Genomic DNA, 18565 nt, shown 5'->3' with positions numbered 1-18565 from the left:
AATGGTCGATCCGGGCATAGCCCCCAGGCCGTAGCCTCGGGGACCATGAACGCGACCGGGGGCGCGGCGGGGGCGCCGAACGGGATCCCGAACCAGGGGCCGGAACCGCGGCCCGAGGAGCCGGACCGGCTGGCCCGAGTGCAGTCGGTGGGCGGCTGCCTGTTCCGGCTGATGGCCTGGGGCTGCGCCGCGCTCTACCTGCTGGCCTGCCTGGCGGGCAACTACGCGCGCGGGAACCCGTGGGACCTGGCGGGGGTCGCCGCCGCGGCGATCATCGCCTACTCCTGCCTGGCGCGGCGCGGCCTGGAGCGGTGGGCGGTGGCGAGCGCGTCCGCGTCCCTCCTGCTGACCTGGGCGTTCACGGCGCTCGACACCACGATCCAGGACCAGGCGGCGGTGGTCGAGATCGCCGGGCTGCTGGTGCTGGTCGCCCGGATGGCCTGGACGGCCCCGCAGAACCGGCTGGTCGTGATGACCGCGCTGGTCGCCCTCCCGATCGTGCTGACGCCGCTGCGCAGCTCGTCGATGCTGATGCTCGTCCTCTCCGCGCCGATGACGGTGCTGGTCGCGGTCGCGATCGGCGCGGGTCTGTACCTGCGGGCGCTGGAGACGCGCCGTCGCCGGGCGCTGTCCGACGCGCGCCGGGACGAGCGCCTGGAACTGGCCCGCGACCTGCACGACTTCGTCGCCCACCACGTGACCGGGATCGTCGTCCAGGCGCAGGCGGCGCGGTTCGCCGCGTCCTCGGGGGCGGCGGCGCAGTCGCCGGAGCAGCTGGACAAGATGTTCGGGCAGATCGAGAAGGCGGGCACCGAGGCGCTGACCTCGATGCGCCGGATGGTCGGCCTGCTGCGGGACGCGCAGGACGCGGGCCGTCCGGGGGGCGCGTCCGAGGGCGGGGCGACGCGTCCGGTCGGGGATCTCACGCAGGTCGCCGACCTGGTGGACGGCTTCGGCGACACCCCGCCCGCGACGCTCGCCCTGGCCGACGACCTGGGCGAACTGCCGCCGGAGGTGGTCACCTCGGCGCACCGGGTCATCCAGGAGGCGCTGACCAACGCGCGCAAGCACGCCGCCGACGCGTCGGTCGTGCGGGTGTCGGTGGCGCGGCTCGGGGACGGCTCGGTCGAGGTGGCCGTCCGGGACGACGGGCAGGGGCGCGGGCGGCGGCTGCCGTCCGGCGGGTTCGGGCTCGCCGGGCTGGCCGAGCGGGTGGACGCCGTCGACGGCCGTCTCACCGCCGGGCCCCGGCCCGAGGGCGGCTGGGAGGTCGTCGCCGTGATCCCCGTCCAGGAGAGCTGAGAGAATCCCACCCGTGACGATCCGCGTTCTCATCGCCGACGACCAGGAGATGGTCCGCACCGGCTTCCGGATGATCATCGACTCGCAGGTCGACATGGAGGTGGTCGGTGAGGCCGCCGACGGCGCGGCGGCCGTGGAGCTGGCCCGCCGGCTCCGTCCCGACGTGTGCCTGTTCGACATCCGGATGCCGCACATGGACGGCCTGGAGGCCACCCGCCTGCTCGCGGGGCCGGGCGTCCCGGACCCGCTGCGCGTCGTGATCGTCACGACGTTCGACATGGACGAGTACGTCTACCAGGCGCTGCGCGGCGGCGCGGCCGGGTTCCTGCTCAAGGACAGCGGCCCGGCGCTGCTGGTGGAGGCGGTGCGGGCGGCGGCGAACGGCGAGGCGCTGGTGTCGCCGTCGGTGACCGTCCGGCTGCTGGCGAACCTGTCCGCGCCCGCGCCGGAGCCGCCCCGGCTGCCCGAGCCGCTCACCGAGCGGGAGCTGGACGTGGTCCGGCTGGTCGCGCGCGGCCGCACCAACGAGGAGATCGCCGCCGGGCTGTTCGTCTCGCTGTCCACGGTGAAGACGCACCTGGGCAGCGTCCAGCGCAAGCTCGGCACCCGGAACCGCACCGGCATCGCCGCCTGGGCCTGGGAGTCCGGCCTGATGCGCGCCTGATGGCCGCCGGGACGCTGGGCACCGCGACCTGGCCGCTGTTCACCGTGTGGATCGCCGCCGCCGTCGGCTGGGGCGCGCTGCTCGCCCTGCTCCGGAGGTCGGACGCGGGGGCGGGCGGCGACGCGGTCTTCCTGCACGTGATCACCCCGCCGACGCTGGTGCTCGGCTTCGCCTTCGTCGGCTACGGCTCGCTGTACGCGACGATCTTCATGGCCGTCCAGTGGTGGACGCTGATCATCGCCACCGCCGGACGCCCGGACCGGCTCCTGCGCGGCGGGCCGTCCGCCCTCTGGACGGCCCTGCTCTGGCTCACCCTGACCTTCGCCGCCGCCTACGCGGTCACCCGAATCGTCCTCTGACGGCGTCCCCGAGGGCGTCCCCAGAGGGTGTTCCCGAGGGATCTTGGCCGTGCCGTCGGCCGTGGACGGCCATGTCACCTGCGGTGTTCCAGCATGGCGCGCGGTATGCGGCAAAGGTACGTAGTATCCGAGGCAATGGACGAGTAAGTCCTCGGAGGTGTCCCCCCATGCCGTGTGCGCTGTGCGGCGACATCGTCCCGACGGACGTCGCGCGTTGTCCGGCCTGCGGAGCGTGGGCCAGGCGCAGGGACTTCCGTGCCGTCGGGGTCGCGGTGTTCATGCTGCTGGGCTTCCACGCGTTCCTCGCCCTGGGCGCCGGGATCAGCCTGCTCCGGATGGAGCATCCGCTGCGGACGGCCACCCAGGACGGCTACGACCCGTCCTCGACCAGGCACTCCCTCGTCCCGTTCGCCGACCTGTTCGTCATCTGCGCGGTGCTCGCCGGCGTCACCGGGGTGATGTTCGTGTCCTGGCTGTGGCGGGCCTACACCCAGTCCCCCGGCCCGCACCGGCACCGCCGCGGCTGGGTGGTCCTCGGCTGGCTCGTCCCGATCGCGAACCTGTGGGTGCCGCCGCGCCTGCTGTACGACGTGTGGGTGACCACCGGCCGCTACCGGATGTCGCAGCGGCACATCGCCGGAAGCCTGATCGTCGCGTGGTGGATGAGCGTCCTGCTCGCGCTGCTGCTGTCCCGCTCGTTCGCGCGGGGCGGCGCCGAGTCCCTCGCCGACGCCCGCCTCACCGTCCACCTCGGCGTCGCCGCGGCCGCCCTCCAGTCCCTCGCCGCCACCCTCGCGATGACCGTCGTCTACCAGGTCACCCGCCTGCAGATCGCCCGCCCCGACTAGGGGTCCGTCGGGCCGGAGCTGCCTTGGCTCTGGTGCCATAGGCGGGCGTTCGGGGGGCGTTTGATCTGGGGGCCCGCGTGGGGGATGTCGGCGTAGGGGCTCACGGCGAAGCCTGAGCTGTAGGTCATGCGGCGGCCGATCGGGCGGCCGCCGCCGGACGGGCCGGATGCCGTCATGAGGCGGTGGACGGCGTCGAGGCCGCCTTCGCGCCACGCCTCGTCCAAGGTGTTGAGGTCCCAGCACTCGGACGCGGTCAGGGACGCGGCGCGGAAGCCGGGCTTGTGGACGCGTCCGCGCGCGAGCAGCAGCCACGAGCCGAACACCATCGCGGCGCAGCGGTCCTGGACGGATTCGAAGAAGGTCAGGTCGACGGGGCCGGTCGCGTCGTCCAGGGTCGCGAAGATGACCCGCTGACCGGACCGGACGGCCGGGGTCTGCGTCGCCACCTTCACGCCCGCGACCAGCACCTCCTCGCCCTTCTCGCGGTCGGGCAGGTCGCGGGCCGGGACGGCGCCGAGGGCGCGCAGCAGGTCGCCGTAGAAGCTGATCACGTGGCGGCTGACGTCCATGCCGAGGATGTCGAGCTCGGCCTCCACGATCTCGGACGGCGCCATCGGCGGGAGTTCGCCGAGCGGGACGTCCTCCAGCATGCCCGGCTCGGGCGTCGCGAGGTCGTCGCCGAGCGGGAGCTGCCCGGCGACCAGGCCGGCGGACGGGCGCACCGACGACGCCCGGTCGAGCGCGCCCACGCGGCACAGCAGGTCGCGGCGGCCGACCGGGGTGTCGCGGTACAGGGCGTCGAACCCGCCCGCCAGGACGAGCCGCTCCACGGTCGGACGGGACGCGTGCGCGCGCCGCCAGAAGTCGCCGAGCGACGCGTACGGGCGGCGTCCGGCGATCCGCTCGACCTCGGCCTCGCTGATCCCGCGGACCTCGGTGAGCGCCACCCGGATCCCGCCGTCCTCGACCCGCCAGAGCGCCGCCGAATGGTTCACGTCCAGCGGCAGGATCGGAACGCCGAAGTGCCGCGCATCGTCCAGGATGACCCGTTTCGGGTACATGCCGGGGTCGTGGCTGAGGACCCCGGCGAAGAACGCGGCCGTGTGGTGCCGCTTCAGCCACGCCGACTGGTAGGTGGGCAGCGCGAACGACGCGGCGTGCGCCTTGCAGAACCCGAACGCGCCGAACGCGGCGAGCGTCCGCCAGACGCGCTCGACGGTCGGGCCGTCGTAGCCTCGTGCGTGCGCGCGTTCCCGGAACCAGGTCCCGACCGTCTCCAGGCCCGCGTCGCTGGACATCCGGCGGCGCATGCCCTCGGCGTCGGAGAGGCCGCAGCCGGTCATGACGTCCAGGACGCGCAGCACCTGCTCGTGCCAGACGACGACGCCCTGGCTCTCCCGCAGCACCGGCTCCAGGTCGGGGTGCGGGAAGACCGCCGGGCGGCGTCCGTGCCGGGCGTCCAGGAACGGGTTGACCATGTCCGAGCCGACGGGACCCGGCCGGAACAGGGAGATGTCGACGACCAGGTCGTCGACCGTGCGCGGCAGCAGCTTGGCGACCAGCTCGCGCTGGCCGGGCGACTCGATCTGGAAGCAGCCGAGCGTCCGCGCGGAGCGGATCATCTCGAACGTCGGCTCGTCCGCGCGCGGGACGGCCTCCAGGTCGAGGTGCTCGCCGGTCGTCCGCTCGATCTCGGCGACCGCGTGGGCGAGGGACGACTGCATCCGGACGCCGATGACGTCCAGCTTCAGCAGGCCCATCGCCTCGACGTCGTCCTTGTCGAACTGGCTCATCGGGAACCCGGCCGCGCTCTGCTCGACGGGCGTCCGGTCGCGCAGGGACGGGTTGGACAGGATCACGCCGCACGGGTGCAGCGCGATGTGCCGGGGCAGGCCGTCCAGCCGCTCGGCGATCCTGAAGATGACGTTGAGCTGGGCGTTGTTCAGGTTCGAGCGGCGCAGTTCCGGAAGGTCGGTGAGCGCCGCCCGGATCTGCCGCGCCCGGATGTGCGGGAACGCCTTCGCGATCGCGTCGATCTCCTGCGGCGGCAGGCCCATCGCGCCGCCGACGTCCCGGATCGCGCTGCGCGCCCGGTAGGTCTCCATCATCGACACGCACGCCGTCGCGTCCGTCCCGAACCGCTGGAACAGCGCCTCGTACGCCTCCAGGCGGCGGGCCGACTCGACGTCCAGGTCGATGTCGGGCAGGCCGGGGCGGCTGTCGGCGAGGAACCGCTCCATGACGAGGTCGTGCCGGAGCGGGTCCAGGTCGCCGATGCCGAGCAGGAAGTTCACCAGGCTGCCCGCGCCCGACCCGCGGATCGCGCAGCGGATGCCGAGGTCGCGGATGAGCGCGGCGGCGTCCGCCACGGTCAGGAAGTAGGACGCGAAGCCCTTGCGTCCGATGATGTCCAGCTCGTGCGCGAGGCGCGCCTCGTAGCCCTCGCTGCGCTCCAGGCCGCGCCTGCCGAGCCCCTGGAGGCAGCGCGCGAGGAGCTGCCCGTGCGGCTCGGGCCCGGTGTCGGGCAGGTGCGCCCGGCCCATGCCGAGGTCGGCCCTCGGGTCGAGGACGCACCGGTCCGCGAGGTTCTTGGTGGCTCTGACCAGGGCGTCCGCCTCGTCCGGGCCGCAGGCGAGCGCGGCCGACCGGCGCATCTCCTCCTCCGACTTCAGGTAGGCGTGGCCGGTCTGGTCGTCCAGGTGGCGGCGGTGCAGCGGGACGAGCTTGCGCGCCACGTCCAGGACCTGCGCGACGGGATGGTCCGCTCCCTCCAGGTAGCGGACGCCGTTGCCGAGGACGGCCGGGACCCCCGCCTCACGCGCGAGCGCGAGCATCCGCGCCGCGCGCGGGCCGTCCCCTCGGCCGTGGTGGTTGACGATCTCGACCACGACCTCGGCGCCGGTGGCCCGCCAGGCGTCGAGGAGCGCCACCGCCCGTCCACGGTCACGCTCTGTCACGGCCCGCCCGAAGTCCGACGCCGGGCCGAGCAGCACGACCAGCCCGGCGGAACGCTCGGCGACCATGCCGTGCGTGATCCGCGCCTCGCCGCGCTCGCCCGACGCGTGCGCGGCCGTGACCAGCCGGCACAACGACGTCCAGCCCGTCCTCCCCTCGGCCAGCACGACGACCCGCTCCAGGTCGTCGCCTTTGGTGGGGAGCAGGGCGAGGTCGGCGCCGAGGACGGGGGCGACCCCGGCATCGGCGCAGGCCCGGACGTGCCGGACGGCGCCGTACAGGCCGTCCCGGTCGGTCAGGGCGAGCGTGCGCATGCCGAGCTCGGCGGCCCGGTCGGCGAGCGCCTTCGGGGAGGCCGCGCCGTACCGCATCGAGTAGGCGGACGCGACGTGCAGATGCATGGCGGCCCGTCAGTCCCACAGCCGCGAGAGCGTCCAGGCATCCGCCGCGGAGTCGTGCCGCAGCTCGTACACCCCGGGCTCGCCGCCGCCCGCGACGGCCTCGACCCGCCAGTACTCCCGCTCGCCGGGCTCGTCCGCGTCCGGCTCCCGCTCCAGCCACCAGTCGCGGGTGGTCACCCAGTGCTCGAGCACCCGGCGCACCGCGTACCGCCGCCCCCGCCAGGCGAATCCGTCCGGCCGCCCGCCGGTCACCCGGACCTCGACCGGATCGCCGAACACGCGCGTCATCCGCCTCCCCCTCACGCTCACCGCACGGGGGAAGGCATGCGGCCACTATCTCGAACATACGTTCGCATACGAGTCTAGGGAAGACCCACCGGCCCAGCAAGACCGGGGTGCCCCGCGCCCCGGACCGGCCGACGAAAGTCCAGGTCAGAGCGCACGAATACCCACCCCGAAGCGGCGGCGGCGGGGCGGGGCGTGCGGGGTGGGTCGGGTCAGGTCAGGAGGCGGGCGAGCTGGTCGGCCACGCCGGAGACCCGGGCCACGTCGGCCATGCCGCCACCGGACCAGAGATAGGACCAGCCGGAGCCGACCGGGGTCGCGACGACCATGATCTGGCGGCGGCTGACGGGACCGACCACGCCGAGCACCATCTCGTCCGGCCCGGCGAGCCGCCAGCGCAGGCCCCGGACCTCGACCTCGTAGGCCAGGGCCGCAAGGTGGTGCCTGCGCACCTCGGCGATTTCCCGCTCCCCGACAACAGACACCGCGATCAGCCGCCTCATCCCTGGATGGATCCGCCGTCCACAGGATGGCCCGCGACAAATGATCACCGCAGGGAAATCCCGAGGACTGGGTCTACCTCTTCGCTTCCCCCGGCACGCCTCCACGCTTCGGAACGGAGAGTGACGGCATGCTTACGTCGCCGCAGCGCATGACGCCGCGACACCGTCGAATCGGACGAGACGTCCGCCCGCCGTGGTAAACCGGCTGGTGGAGCATCCGGCCCGTGCTCTCCACCCCGCCGTCGAGGAGCCTGTTGTGTCATCGTCCACCCCGGAAGCACCGAACGCGCCGAACGTCCCGGATCGTCCGGGTGTCGGTTCGCCACCCGACGGCGGGCCGTCGGCGGACGCGCCGTCCGGCGGTGCCGGAGGCGTCGGAAGCGGGGGCGGAGGCGGCGGAGGGCTGCGCGAGCGCAAGAAGCGGCAGACCCGGACGGCGCTCGTCGACGCCGCGGTCGAGCTGTTCCTCGCCCAGGGCTACGACGCGACGACGGTGGACGAGATCGTCGCGGCCGTGCACGTGTCCCAGCGGACGTTCTTCCGGTACTTCGCCACCAAGGAGGACGTCGTCACCGGCTTCCTCGCCGAGCACGACCAGTGGTTCACCGAGCAGCTGACGAACCGTCCGGCGGACGAGCGGCCGTTCACCGCGCTCTTCGAGACGCTGCGCCTGGTGCTGAAGGAGATCGCCGAGGCCGACCCCGAGGAGACCGAGCGGTTCCGCCGCGTCCGCCGGGTGCTGGAGGCCGAGCCCGCGCTGAAGGCCGCGCAGATGGCCCGCTACAAGCACACCGAGGACCGGCTCGCGCGGATCATCGCCGACCGGGAGGGCGTCGACCCGGACGCCGACCCGCGCCCCGAGATGGTCGTCGCGTTCTACACCGGCGTCACCCGCGTCGCGTTCGAGCGCTGCGCCCACGCCGACGTCTGGGACCCGAAGGAGATCGCCGTCCGCGTCGAGGCCGTCGTCGCCGTCGCCAGCGCCACCCTCCGCGACTGGGTCTGACCTCCGCCCCGTCCACCCGGCCGGACGGATCCGGGCCGGTCAGCGGGGCCGGGGCGGCTGATCATCCTCGATAGGGTGGGGCATCCGGCGCGTATCACGCCGGAACGGTCAGATGCCCCATGTGCGTCGAAGCTCGTGTCGGACGCCCCCACGCCGAACCTCGTAGCCGCCCCTCGCCTCCCGACCTCAGGATCTGAGATGACCCCCGAAGCCGCCGCGAACATCCCGCCCCTCGGCCCGGAGGACCCCCGGGACCTCGGGCCCTACCGGCTGCTCGGACGGCTCGGACGGGGCGGGATGGGAACGGTGTTCCTCGGCGAGGACGCGTCCGGACGGCGGGTCGCGGTCAAGGTGATCAACCGGGAGCTGGCCAGCGAGGGCCCGTTCCGGGACCGGTTCCGGCGCGAGGTGACCGCGGCCCGGCAGGTCCGCCGGTTCTGCACCGCGCCCGTGCTGGACGCCGAGCTCGAGCACGACCCGCTGTACGTGGTCACCGAGTACATCGAGGGGCCGAGCCTGGAGCGCGCCGTGGCGGGCCGCGGCCCGCTGCCCGGCTCCGACCTGGAGGGCCTCGCGGTCGGCGTCGCCACCGCGCTCGCCGCGATCCACGGCGCGGGCATCGTGCACCGCGACCTCAAGCCCGCGAACGTGCTGCTGTCCGGCACCGGCCCGCGCGTGATCGACTTCGGGATCGCGCGGGCGCTGGACGCCGCCGACGGCCCGACCCGCACCGGCCAGTTCGTCGGGACGCCCAGCTACCTGCCGCCGGAGCTGCTGCGCGGCGAGCCGGTCACGCCCGCGTCCGACGTGTTCTCCTGGGGCTGCGTGGTCGCCTACGCCGGGACGGGCAGCGCGCCGTTCTCGGGCGGCACCGTCCCGGAGATCCTCTACCGCGTCGTGCACGAGCCGCCCGCGCTGGACGGCCTGGACGCGGACCTGCGCGACGTCGTCGCCGCCGCGCTCGACAAGGACCCGCGGAACCGTCCGACCGTCCAGGAACTGCTGGCCCGCCTGGTCGGCAGCGCCCAGCCGGATCCGGCGCGCATCGCCGAGACCGTCCAGGCGTCCTGGCACACCGCGTCCGACCCGTTCCCCGGCGGCCTCGGCGGGCCCGGCAGCGCCGGTGCTCCGGCCATGCCGGGCGGTCCGGGGCAGCCGGCGGCGGTCGCGCCCACCGCGTTGCTCGGGCCGGAGCCGACCCGCCGCGACGCCGTTCCGCCGTCCCCGTCGCCTTCCCGGAGCAACAGGCCGCTGGTCATCGGCGCCGCCGCGGTCGCCGTCCTGCTGGCCGCCGGGATCGGCGCGTGGACGCTGCTCTCCCCGGACGGCCCGCCGTCCAAGACCGCGAGCGTGTTCAGCGACGACTTCTCCAACGACCGGTCGGGCTGGGACGGCATGAGCGGATCGTACGGCTACGCCAAGGGCTTCTACTGGGTCAGCACCGACAACTCGACCCTGCGCTGGCGCGTCGCGCCCAAGAACGGCGACATGCCCGAACGCGCGCTGGTCACGACGATGCTGGGGTTCGACGCGGGCCCGGACGACGGGTCCGCCGGGGTGTTCTGCCGCCTGCACGACGACAACGACGACGCCAAGGACGCCTATTACGCGTTCCTGCTCCGCAAGGACGGCAAGGGCCTGGTCGTCCGCAAGGTCGGCGGCGAGCTCGGCACGAAGGAGCTCGCCACGGCCGGCTCGGTCTCCGGGTTCAAGACGAGCGGGAAGAACAAGGTCCAGGCCGCGTGCGAGCAGCAGGACCAGGGGAAGAAGGTCAGGCTGCGGCTGTGGGTGAACGGCTCTCAGGCCGCCGACACCACCGACGCCGACCGTCCGCTGGCCAACGGCGGGGCCGGGGTGCTGGTGGCGGCGGGCGGGAACGAGTCGGTGAAGGTCTTCGGCAACTTCGACGACTTCGACATCTCGGAGATCAAGGGCTGACGGCATCGCCCGGCAGGCCGTCCTCCTGGAGGCGGTCGCCCGGGAGGCGGTCGCCTGGGAGGTAGCCGCGCATCCAGCGGCCCAGCTCGCCGAACACCCTGTCGCGGACGGGCTTGGGCGACAGCACCAGGTCGTGCAGGCCGCCGTCGATCCGGACGAGCGTCACGACCGGCCCGAGCCGGGGCGCGTAGCGGGCCATGTGCTCGACGTCCAGGACGGCGTCCGCGCTGGTCAGGTCGGGGACGCCGGGCTTCGGCCGGACGCTGCGCTCCGACGCCATCACCAGCACCGGCACGTCGATCGCGAGGCCCTTGTGCAGCTTGAGCTGGCCGCGCCGGATCGCGTCCAGCCAGGCCGCCCGGACCGGGAAGCCGAGCAGCGGCTTCCAGCCGAGGTCGAAGTCCCATTCGCCGCCGTGGTCGCGGTGCAGGGTGCGCGGGTACAGGTCGGACACCCCGGCGGGCAGTTTGGCGGTCGGGAACCGTCCGCCGAGGAGCCGGGCCAGGCCCGCACCCGCCTTCCGCATCGGCCACGGCTCGGCGATGTCGAACCAGGGGCTGTTCAGGAACAGGCCGTCGACCAGCCCGCGTCCGCGCACCCGGTCGGCCCACAGCGCGGCGATCAGCCCGCCGGTGGAGTGCCCGTTCAGCAGCAGCGAGTCGTGACCGTCCACCTCCCGGACGATCCGGACCGCCTCGTCGATCTCCGGGAAGTACTCGCTGAGGCTGCGGATGAAGTTCGGCGTCTGGTGCGGACGCAGCGACCGTCCGTATTTGCGCAGGTCAAGCGCGTAGAAGTCGTAACCGTGCGCCACGTAGAAGTCGGCGAGGTGGCGCTGGAAGAAGTAGTCCACGAACCCGTGCAGGTAGAGGACGGCCCGCCGCGACGGCTCCTCGCCGCGCCGCCGCACCAGCGTCGCGACGACCTCGCCCTCGGCGTCCTCGCCGAGGGGCAGCTCGATGGCCTCGTAGCCCGGTCCCAGCACGTCCGCGGTCGCGTTCATGGGACCAGGGTACGACCGGCGATCACCGGCTCCCACATGATCCACTAATGTCCGGGACATGCCTCTTCCGCTGCGCGCCGGTGACCCCGGGCGGCTCGGCCCCTACCGGTTGACCGCGAGGCTGGGGCAGGGCGGGATGGGCACCGTCCTACTCGGCGAGGACGCGTCCGGACGGCACGTCGCGGTCAAGGTCGTCAACCCCGGGCTGGCCGAGGACGAGGTGTTCCGGACCCGGTTCCGGCGCGAGGTCACCGCCGCCCGCCGGGTCAGCCGGTTCTGCACCGCGCCCGTGCTGGACGCCGAACTGGAGCACGACCCGCTCTACGTGGTCACCGAGTTCGTGGACGGCCCGACGCTCGCGGCCGCCGTCCGGGACCGCGGCCCGCTGCGCGGCGGCGACCTGGAGGGCCTCGCGGTCGGCGTCGCCACCGCGCTCTCCGCGATCCACGCGGCCGGGATCGTGCACCGCGACCTGAAACCGTCCAACGTCCTGCTCTCCGCCACCGGCCCGCGCGTGATCGACTTCGGCATCGCGCGCCCTCTCACGGCCGCGGACGGCCCGACCGTCACCGGCCAGTTCCTCGGCACCCCCGCCTACATCGCCCCCGAGCTGATGCGCGACGGCCCGCTCACCCCGGCCGCCGACGTCTTCGCCTGGGGCTGCGTGGTGGCGTACGCCGCGACGGGCCGTCCCCCGTTCGCCGGGGCCAACATCCCCGAGACCCTGTACCGCGTCGTCCACGAGCCCCCGGTCCTGGACGGCCTGGACTCCACTCTCCATCCCCTGGTCGAGGCCGCCCTCGACAAGGACCCGGAACGCCGTCCGGCCGTCCCCGACCTCCTCGCCACCCTGATCAGCGCCCCGCCCACCTGGGAGGACCCCACCCCGACGGCCGCGCCCGCGCCCGAGACAGCCATCGCGCCCACGTCCAGAACAGCCACCGCGCCCGCGGCCAGAACGGTCGTCGCGCCGGAACCGCCGGTGGCGGCCTCACCGCCGGTGACGGCGGCCTCCGCGCCTTCGCCCGTCGCTGAGTCGCTCGCCAGGACGCGGAAGTCGCCGCCCGTGGCGTCCGCCGATCAGGAGGAGACGTCCGCCAGACAGGGCGAGGCGGGGGCCGGGCGGGGCAAGGCGGGGAGAGACCCGCGCCGGGGAAGGCGGTTCGCCGCGGGCGCTCTCGTGGCGGCGCTGTTGCTGGGTTTGGGGAGCGCGGCGGGCTGGCGGTTGCTGAGCGATTCGCCGGATCCGGAGATGTCGGTGCCGAAGCTCGGCGCGGCCCTCGTCCCCGACGGGTCACTGAACGACCCGGCCACCGGCTGGGACGTCGAGTGCGGCGTCTACGGCAACGGGCGCCTCAAGATCGAGGGCGACAAGGAGAGCGCTGTTTACTGCACCGCCCCAGGAGAGGTCTCCGCGTCCCATTTCGTGGCCCAGGCACGGGTGCGGCTGGACCGCGTGCCCAGCGGAACACTCTGGGGGGCGGGTCTCCTGCTCCTCGGCACGGACGACCGGGACTACGCCGTCATGCTGCGCTCGGACGGCTCGGCCCGGCTGGTCAAGGAGACCGCCAACGGCAATGTGAAAGTCCTGGACACCGTGCCCGCCGGGACCTACAAGCCGACGACGAACTACGTCCGCGTCCAGGCCGAGGTGCACGTCACTCCGGAGCGGACGAGCGTCCGCGCCTGGCTCGACGGCGAATACGCCCTCGACGCCGACGACGAGACCGCCCCGTTCGCCAAGGGCCGGACCAGCCTGTTCATCGAGTCGCTGGACGACGTCCCGGGCGACGACGACCCCGCCGAGGCCTGGTTCACCGATTTCACCCTGAACCGCACCCGCTGACCTCGGCGCATGGCTCTCCGCCGCAGCCGCTCAGCACTCTCGGACGCCCCTCGGACAGCTCCTAAACGTCCCCTCGGACGGACCCGGACGGGCCCGAACGGCCTCGCCCCGCCGCGTCGCAGGTCAAGGCATCCCAGCATCTGGAACTCGGTACACATCGCGGCACGCCGTCACCTAGAGTGATCGAGTCCATTTTGCCCATGCGACAGGATCATTTCAGGCATGTCCGAAAAGAGCCCAGACCGTCCGGGTGAGCTGCGCACCGGGCTGCGCCGCCGCCACATGACCATGCTCGCCATCGGCGGGGCGGTCGGCGCGGGCCTGTTCGTGGGCAGCGGCCAGGTGATCAAGACGGCCGGGCCGGCGGCGATCCTGTCCTACGCCGCGGCCGGGCTGCTGGTGCTGTTCGTGCTGCGCGCGCTCGGCGAGATGGTCGTGGCGCGTCCGGTCGCGGGCTCGCTCGCCGAGTACGCCCGGATGGCGCTCGGCCCCTGGGCGGGCTTCACCATCGGCTGGCTCTACTGGTACCTGTACGTGATCCTGGTCGGCGCGGAGGCCGTCGCGGGCGCGGCGATCCTGGCGTCCTGGGTCGACCTGCCGCAGTGGCTGCTCGCCGCCGCGCTGCTGATCCTGATGACCTGCGTGAACCTGGTCTCGGTGCGGTCGTTCGGCGAGTTCGAGTTCTGGTTCGCCTCGATCAAGGTCGCGGCGATCGTGGTCTTCCTCGTCCTGGGCGTCCTGTACGTCCTCGGGCTGTGGCCGGACTCCCCCGGCGGCCTGCACAACCTGACCGCGCACGGCGGCTTCGCGCCGAACGGCGTGACCTCGGTGTTCACCGGGATCGTCGCGGTCATGTTCGCGTTCGGCGGCACCGAGATCGTCACGATCGCCGCCGCCGAGTCCGCCGAGCCGGGACGCGCCGTCGCCCGCGCCACCGGCAACGTGCTGTGGCGCGTCGCCCTGTTCTACGTGCTCTCGATCTTCCTCGTGGTCTCGATCCTGCCGTGGAACAACGCCCAGGTGCTGACGAGCCCGTTCGTCAGCGCCCTGGACCGGCTGGACGTCCCCGCCGCCGGGACGATCATGCAGGCCGTCATCCTCACCGCCGTCCTGTCGGTGCTGAACTCGGCGATCTACGTCTCGTCCCGGATGCTCTACGTCCTCACCCGCGACGGCGACGCCCCGGCCGCCCTGACCAGGCTCAACACCCGCGGCGTCCCGGTCCGCGCGATCCTGCTCGGCACCGTCGCCGCGTGGGGCGCGGTCATCGCGTCCTACATCTCCCCCGACCAGGTCTTCAAGTTCCTGATGAACTCCATCGGCACGATCCTGGCCTTCGTCTACCTGGCGATCCTGCTCTCCGAGCTCCGCCTGCGCCGCCGCCTCGAACGCGAGGACCCGGCCAGCCTCACCTACCGCATGTGGTTCTACCCCTACCTCCCCCTGCTCTGCATCCTGGCCCTCGTCACCGTCCTGATCTCGATGGCCGTCATGCACGAGGTCCGCTCCCAGCTCATCGCCTCCCTCATCAGCCTCGCCGCCGTCGCCGCGATCTACCCCCTCCGCCGCCGCTACGGCTCCCGCCCCCCGGTCACCACCCCACCCCTCACCCGCTCCTCCTGACCCAACTTCGTCCACAGAGCGCATACAAACCCTCGACAGCGGGAACTTTCGTCGTAGAGTGCTGGCTGACTGCAGTCAGCACACGAACAGGTCGAGGGAAATCATGAGGTTGCTGCGCTTCCGGGTCGCCAACCACAAGTCGATCCGGGACGAGCAGACGCTGTCGTTCGTCGCCGTCCCGAAGCGCGGCGAGCCGAAGCCGCGCGCCACCGAGATCCCTCCCACGACCCGCGTGACGGGCATCTACGGCGCCAACGCCTCCGGCAAGTCCAACGTCCTGGACGCGCTCCGCTACATGGTCGGCTGCATCCGCATCTCGCAGACGCACTGGTCACCGACCGGCGGAATCCCCCTCAGACCGTTCAAACCGCTCACAGGAGAGCCCTCGCTCTACGAACTCGACTTCGTTGAGGGCGGCATCCGGTACACCTACGGTTTCGAGGTCGACGACAAGACCGTGCGCTCGGAGTGGCTGTTCTCCTTTCCCCATGGCAAAGCGCGGCGCCTCTTCGAGCGGACCGGCCCAGAGGACTACGAGTTCGGACGCGCGCTGACCGGCCCGACCAGCCAGATCAGCAGACTCACCCGTCCCAATGCCCTCTATCTGTCATCCGCTGCGAGTAACAGCCATCCGCTCCTGGGCACGCTCTACGAAGCCTTGACCAAGAGCATCCAGGTAGCCCGTCAGAGCGACCGAGAATCCCGCCTCCTGGTCACCAAGAAGTTCCTCAAGCTCGAGCAGACGCCCCAGCTTCTGGCCAAGCTCCTCAGGGTCGCCGACCTCGGCATCGAAAGCGTCCACATCGAAGAGACCGAAGTCTCCGCCAACCTCCAGCGGGCCATGGCCCGTTTCGGCGAGGAATTGGTCGACCTCAAACTCGGGTCTCCCCCAACCCATATCGATGAGATCTTCCTCGCTCATTCCAGCGCCCCGGAGGTCCACTTCAGCCTGGACGAGGAGAGCGACGGAACCGTGGAGTGGCTGACACTCATCAGCTATCTCCTCGCCACCATGAGGGAGCCGAGCGTCCTCATGGTGGACGAGGTGGACGCGAGCCTGCATCCCCACCTCACCTCGACCGTGATCCGCATGTTCAAGGATCCTGAGATCAACAGGCACGGGTCCCAGCTACTCTTCGCGTCCCACGACACCACACTCCTGGGCACCCTGCTGGACGACAAGATCCTCGATCGGGACGAGGTCTGGTTCACCGAGAAGAGCGAGAGCGGAGCGACGTCCCTCTACGCGCTCGCGGAATTCAAGCCACGCAAGGACGAGAACGTCGAACGCGGCTACCTCCAAGGCCGCTATGGTGCTGTCCCCTACCTGAGTTACGCGGAGATCCGCCGGATCTTCCAGGAACTTCACGCGGAGTCGGATGAGCCGAGGACGCACCCCCCAGTCCCTCACTCGCAGGACGAACACCAAACGGACGAAGAATCGACTGCTCATCGTCTGTGAGGGCGAGGTCACCGAGGTCGAGTACTTCGAGGGCATCACCCAGCTCTACCGCGCGCCGACGGTGAAGGTCGAATGCATCGGCAAGGGACGCGACCCGCTCAAGACCGTGAACCACGCCATCCGGCTGCGGAAGAACTCCGAGAAGGCCGCGCGCAACGAGCGCGACTCGTTCCTGAAGATCGATCACGTCTGGTGTGTGGTCGACGTGGACGACCACACCACGCTGAACGAGGCACTCCTCCTCGCGAGGCGAAACGGCGTGAACCTCATCGTCTCGAACCCATGCTTCGAGATCTGGCTGCTCTGGCACTACCAGGACTTCACGTCCCAGACGAACCGCTTCGACCTGCCCAAGAAACTCAACAGCCGCATCCCCGGATACAGCAAGAAGAAAGCCATCCCCGACGCCTTCCCGTTCAAGGACGCCTACGAGAAGGCTAAGAAACGTGCCCTGTGCTGCGATCCGGAACATGACGAGCCCTGTCGACAAGGCCAGAATCCCTCGTCCAACGTATGGCTCGCCGTGGAGGCCATCCGCGGAGAGGGCCGGAAGGCTTGAGGGAAGCGGAACGGCCCGTTTCCGAGTGGACGCGGGCCGTTCGTTCATGGGGCCGGGGTCTCAGGATCTGCGGCGGCGGAAGAAGGCGCCGATGGCCCGGAAGAGCAACACGATCGGCAGCAGGAACACGAAGAAGAACATGTGGTACGTGCCGCCGGAGAAGATGAAGAGCAGGTAGAAGGCGTAGCCGGACATGCCGAGGCCGACCACGGCGTAGAGAAGGCGGTCCCGGGGGGTCGAACCGAGGCCGGTCGCCGCCGCGACCAGCATGGCGATGCCGCTGATCGCCATCAGCAGCACGTACGAGGAGAACGCGGGCTCGGCACTGAAGTCGAGATTCACAGAGTCTTCCAAGGGGGGGGGATCGTTCCGAAAAGTGGAGCAACGGTATCGGAACGACCCGCTTTCCGCCTAGAGGAATTATTCGGTGTCTTCTGGAGGCCCTTCGAGGGTGCCTTCCAGGTCGAGGTAGGTCCGGCGGAGGCGGTCAAGGGTTTCGGGGGCGGACCAGAGGGCTGCGGTCCGCGGCTTCGAGGAGGCGTTCGGTGGCGCTGCGGAGGGCCAAGGGCTTGGACCTCCATGAAGGCGCGGTTCTCCGGGTCGAAGACGTATTCCTTGGCGAGAGTCCTGTACATCCAGTCGTCGACGGCGCCGGCGGCGGCGTCGTAGTCGAAGAGATAGCCGACGGTGGCGGCGAGTTCGAAGGCGCCCTTGTAGCCGTGGCGGCGCATGACGGCGATCCAGCGGGGCTTGACGACGCGGGCGCGGTGGGTCTCCTCAGCGAGGGTACGGATCCGCGCCCCGTCGGATGAAGGGCCGCAACGGCGCGGAGTCTCCTGGCTCCCAGATCGGCGCCCCGCCGCGGCCTTCCAGCGAAACCGCCGTGGCCGGCATGAGGGAGGACTCGCCGGTGACAGTTGCGGGGCAGCTCCGGACTCACGCCGGATTCCTCGCCCGCCGTCACCGCGCCAGTCCACGGCCCCCGCCTCGTCCTCACCCCCGCGATTCCGGTGGCCCCCGCGCCACACAAGGCGTACCCTTCCGAGTGTCGGCGAGTGGGGAAGCTCGACCGGCCGGAACGCCCGTCCCTCACCTAGCCGAGGGCGGGCGTTTCGCATGGTCGGGGCCCACATTCGAACCCCCGCCCGAGGTCAGTGCGGCCACACCAACCGCAGAACCTCCGGCCGCTTGAGCATCTCGACGACGTCCCGTCCCAGCACTTCCACAGCCCCGGGGCGTTCGGCGGCATCGACCATCGCATACAGAACGTCCGCGAACGGCTGCTCAGCGAGAGCCCGAAGGCAGACCGCCATCTCCTCCTGCTCATCCGCCGCGCATCGGGCCAGAGCATCTCGAAGAACGGCCCGGCGAACGTGGAAAGCGGCCAGTCGCCCACGGGGCAGCAACTCGCGGTTCAATCCGAAGACCTTGATGGTCTCCGCTCCGGTCACGCTGCGCGGCTCATAGCAGCCGGTGGTCAGCCTTAACCAGAGGTGGTCACGCGGGTCCTGCTGGCTCGGGTCGACCAGCAGGCAACAACCGGACGCGTCGCAGGGGTACTGCTCACGCTTCTCATTGCTGTTGCAGTGTGAGCAGGCGAGCAGATGGTTGAGCCAGTCGAATGCGCGCTGCGGGGCACGTGTGATCGGCTCGAAATGGTCGACGCTCGTGCCTCTGCTTTCCCCGCAGTACATGCACTGACCGAGCCCGGCGGCCATCAAGGTCAGCTGGCTGAGGAGGGACGTTCGAGTCGAACGCGCCCCGCGCCACTTCGTCCGGGCGACGACGCCATCGGACCTCTCAGCGGTCAG

At 71.6% G+C, this 18565-nt stretch carries 16 protein-coding genes, 1 pseudogene and 1 riboswitch; of the genes and pseudogenes, 10 read left to right on the top strand and 7 right to left on the bottom strand.

Features of this window, described 5'->3' with window-relative positions; translation table 11 throughout:
* Positions 1 to 45: 45 nt before the first annotated feature.
* The 4 genes from AB0L06_RS28475 to AB0L06_RS28460 all read left to right on the top strand — a co-directional run bounded on the left by AB0L06_RS28475 (position 46) and on the right by AB0L06_RS28460 (position 3173).
* Complete coding sequence (locus AB0L06_RS28475; RefSeq protein WP_500234179.1) at positions 46 to 1302, top strand: sensor histidine kinase; 1257 nt, start codon at positions 46 to 48, stop codon at positions 1300 to 1302.
* A gap of 13 nt (positions 1303 to 1315) precedes the next feature.
* Entirely contained in the window at positions 1316 to 1966 is a 651-nt protein-coding gene (locus AB0L06_RS28470) for a response regulator (RefSeq protein ID WP_500234178.1), read from the top strand.
* Positions 1966 to 2325, top strand: a complete 360-nt coding sequence (locus AB0L06_RS28465) for a hypothetical protein (protein WP_500234177.1) — start codon at positions 1966 to 1968, stop codon at positions 2323 to 2325. The genes AB0L06_RS28470 and AB0L06_RS28465 overlap by 1 nt, the downstream gene beginning before the upstream one ends.
* Positions 2326 to 2492: 167 nt before the next feature.
* Entirely contained in the window at positions 2493 to 3173 is a 681-nt protein-coding gene (locus AB0L06_RS28460) for a DUF4328 domain-containing protein (RefSeq protein WP_500234176.1), read from the top strand.
* On the opposite strand, the gene AB0L06_RS28455 is transcribed toward AB0L06_RS28460, so the two are convergent.
* The 3 genes from AB0L06_RS28455 to AB0L06_RS28445 form a co-directional block, all read right to left on the bottom strand.
* A complete protein-coding gene (locus tag AB0L06_RS28455; RefSeq protein ID WP_500234175.1) occupies positions 3170 to 6529 on the bottom strand; it encodes a DNA polymerase III subunit alpha in 3360 nt (1119 codons plus the stop codon). The two genes, AB0L06_RS28460 and AB0L06_RS28455, sit on opposite strands and share 4 nt — an antisense overlap.
* A 9-nt stretch (positions 6530 to 6538) precedes the next feature.
* Positions 6539 to 6817 carry a DUF6504 family protein gene (locus AB0L06_RS28450; protein WP_500234174.1) on the bottom strand — a complete coding sequence of 93 codons (279 nt, stop codon included), beginning with the start codon at positions 6815 to 6817 and terminating at the stop codon, positions 6539 to 6541.
* A 209-nt stretch (positions 6818 to 7026) separates the two neighbouring features.
* The gene (locus AB0L06_RS28445) at positions 7027 to 7317 is read right to left on the bottom strand and encodes a hypothetical protein (protein ID WP_500234173.1); all 291 of its coding nucleotides are present in this window, start codon (positions 7315 to 7317) and stop codon (positions 7027 to 7029) included.
* 256 nt (positions 7318 to 7573) lie between these two features.
* Here AB0L06_RS28445 and AB0L06_RS28440 point away from each other — a divergent pair, with 256 nt between their 5' ends.
* Both AB0L06_RS28440 and AB0L06_RS28435 read left to right on the top strand, forming a co-directional pair.
* Positions 7574 to 8323: a TetR family transcriptional regulator gene (locus AB0L06_RS28440; RefSeq protein WP_500234172.1), complete on the top strand. Its 750-nt coding sequence runs from the start codon at positions 7574 to 7576 to the stop codon at positions 8321 to 8323.
* 198 nt (positions 8324 to 8521) lie between these two features.
* On the top strand, positions 8522 to 10261 hold the full coding sequence (locus AB0L06_RS28435; protein WP_500234171.1) for a serine/threonine-protein kinase: 1740 nt from the start codon (positions 8522 to 8524) through the stop codon (positions 10259 to 10261).
* Here the strand turns inward: AB0L06_RS28435 and AB0L06_RS28430 are convergent.
* Complete coding sequence (locus tag AB0L06_RS28430; RefSeq protein WP_500234170.1) at positions 10251 to 11264, bottom strand: alpha/beta hydrolase; 1014 nt, start codon at positions 11262 to 11264, stop codon at positions 10251 to 10253. The two genes, AB0L06_RS28435 and AB0L06_RS28430, sit on opposite strands and share 11 nt — an antisense overlap.
* Before the next feature lie 58 nt (positions 11265 to 11322).
* Here AB0L06_RS28430 and AB0L06_RS28425 point away from each other — a divergent pair, with 58 nt between their 5' ends.
* From AB0L06_RS28425 to AB0L06_RS28410, 4 genes are all read left to right on the top strand, one after another.
* Entirely contained in the window at positions 11323 to 13110 is a 1788-nt protein-coding gene (locus tag AB0L06_RS28425; RefSeq protein ID WP_500234169.1) for a serine/threonine-protein kinase, read from the top strand.
* A 222-nt stretch (positions 13111 to 13332) separates the two neighbouring features.
* Complete coding sequence (locus AB0L06_RS28420; protein WP_500234168.1) at positions 13333 to 14733, top strand: amino acid permease; 1401 nt, start codon at positions 13333 to 13335, stop codon at positions 14731 to 14733.
* 103 nt (positions 14734 to 14836) lie between these two features.
* On the top strand, positions 14837 to 16195 hold the full coding sequence (locus AB0L06_RS28415) for an AAA family ATPase (RefSeq protein WP_500234167.1): 1359 nt from the start codon (positions 14837 to 14839) through the stop codon (positions 16193 to 16195).
* Positions 16113 to 16754: an RloB family protein gene (locus AB0L06_RS28410; protein ID WP_500234166.1), complete on the top strand. Its 642-nt coding sequence runs from the start codon at positions 16113 to 16115 to the stop codon at positions 16752 to 16754. Before AB0L06_RS28415 ends, AB0L06_RS28410 begins: the two co-directional genes overlap by 83 nt.
* Before the next feature lie 60 nt (positions 16755 to 16814).
* Here AB0L06_RS28410 and AB0L06_RS28405 read toward each other — a convergent pair whose 3' ends face one another.
* The 3 genes and pseudogenes from AB0L06_RS28405 to AB0L06_RS28395 form a co-directional block, all read right to left on the bottom strand.
* Positions 16815 to 17108, bottom strand: coding sequence for a hypothetical protein (locus AB0L06_RS28405; protein ID WP_500234165.1), 294 nt, complete (start codon positions 17106 to 17108; stop codon positions 16815 to 16817).
* Positions 17109 to 17174: 66 nt separating this feature from the next.
* A pseudogene (locus AB0L06_RS28400) lies at positions 17175 to 17560 on the bottom strand (cobaltochelatase subunit CobN); the annotation flags it as partial.
* Between the two features lie 23 nt (positions 17561 to 17583).
* A riboswitch (cobalamin riboswitch) is annotated at positions 17584 to 17706 on the bottom strand.
* A gap of 199 nt (positions 17707 to 17905) precedes the next feature.
* Positions 17906 to 18472 (bottom strand): HNH endonuclease, encoded by a 567-nt coding sequence (locus AB0L06_RS28395; protein ID WP_500234164.1) that lies wholly within the window; start codon positions 18470 to 18472, stop codon positions 17906 to 17908.
* Positions 18473 to 18565 lie beyond the last annotated feature (93 nt).

It is taken from the genome of Spirillospora sp. NPDC052269 (assembly GCF_040679435.1).
Taxonomy (GTDB): domain Bacteria; phylum Actinomycetota; class Actinomycetes; order Streptosporangiales; family Streptosporangiaceae; genus Spirillospora.
This window is presented reverse-complemented; position numbering and strand designations above follow the sequence as displayed.

Excerpts from the sequence above, each read along its gene's own strand:
- AB0L06_RS28475 (WP_500234179.1), top strand. The coding sequence starts at position 46 with ATGAACGCGACCGGGGGCGCGGCGGGGGCGCCGAACGGGATCCCGAAC.
- AB0L06_RS28465 (WP_500234177.1), top strand. The coding sequence starts at position 1,966 with ATGGCCGCCGGGACGCTGGGCACCGCGACCTGGCCGCTGTTCACCGTG.
- AB0L06_RS28460 (WP_500234176.1), top strand. The coding sequence starts at position 2,493 with ATGCCGTGTGCGCTGTGCGGCGACATCGTCCCGACGGACGTCGCGCGT.
- AB0L06_RS28455 (WP_500234175.1), bottom strand. The coding sequence starts at position 6,529 with ATGCATCTGCACGTCGCGTCCGCCTACTCGATGCGGTACGGCGCGGCC.
- AB0L06_RS28450 (WP_500234174.1), bottom strand. The coding sequence starts at position 6,817 with ATGACGCGCGTGTTCGGCGATCCGGTCGAGGTCCGGGTGACCGGCGGG.
- AB0L06_RS28445 (WP_500234173.1), bottom strand. The coding sequence starts at position 7,317 with ATGAGGCGGCTGATCGCGGTGTCTGTTGTCGGGGAGCGGGAAATCGCC.
- AB0L06_RS28435 (WP_500234171.1), top strand. The coding sequence starts at position 8,522 with ATGACCCCCGAAGCCGCCGCGAACATCCCGCCCCTCGGCCCGGAGGAC.
- AB0L06_RS28430 (WP_500234170.1), bottom strand. The coding sequence starts at position 11,264 with ATGAACGCGACCGCGGACGTGCTGGGACCGGGCTACGAGGCCATCGAG.
- AB0L06_RS28425 (WP_500234169.1), top strand. The coding sequence starts at position 11,323 with ATGCCTCTTCCGCTGCGCGCCGGTGACCCCGGGCGGCTCGGCCCCTAC.
- AB0L06_RS28420 (WP_500234168.1), top strand. The coding sequence starts at position 13,333 with ATGTCCGAAAAGAGCCCAGACCGTCCGGGTGAGCTGCGCACCGGGCTG.
- AB0L06_RS28415 (WP_500234167.1), top strand. The coding sequence starts at position 14,837 with ATGAGGTTGCTGCGCTTCCGGGTCGCCAACCACAAGTCGATCCGGGAC.
- AB0L06_RS28410 (WP_500234166.1), top strand. The coding sequence starts at position 16,113 with ATGAGCCGAGGACGCACCCCCCAGTCCCTCACTCGCAGGACGAACACC.
- AB0L06_RS28395 (WP_500234164.1), bottom strand. The coding sequence starts at position 18,472 with ATGGCCGCCGGGCTCGGTCAGTGCATGTACTGCGGGGAAAGCAGAGGC.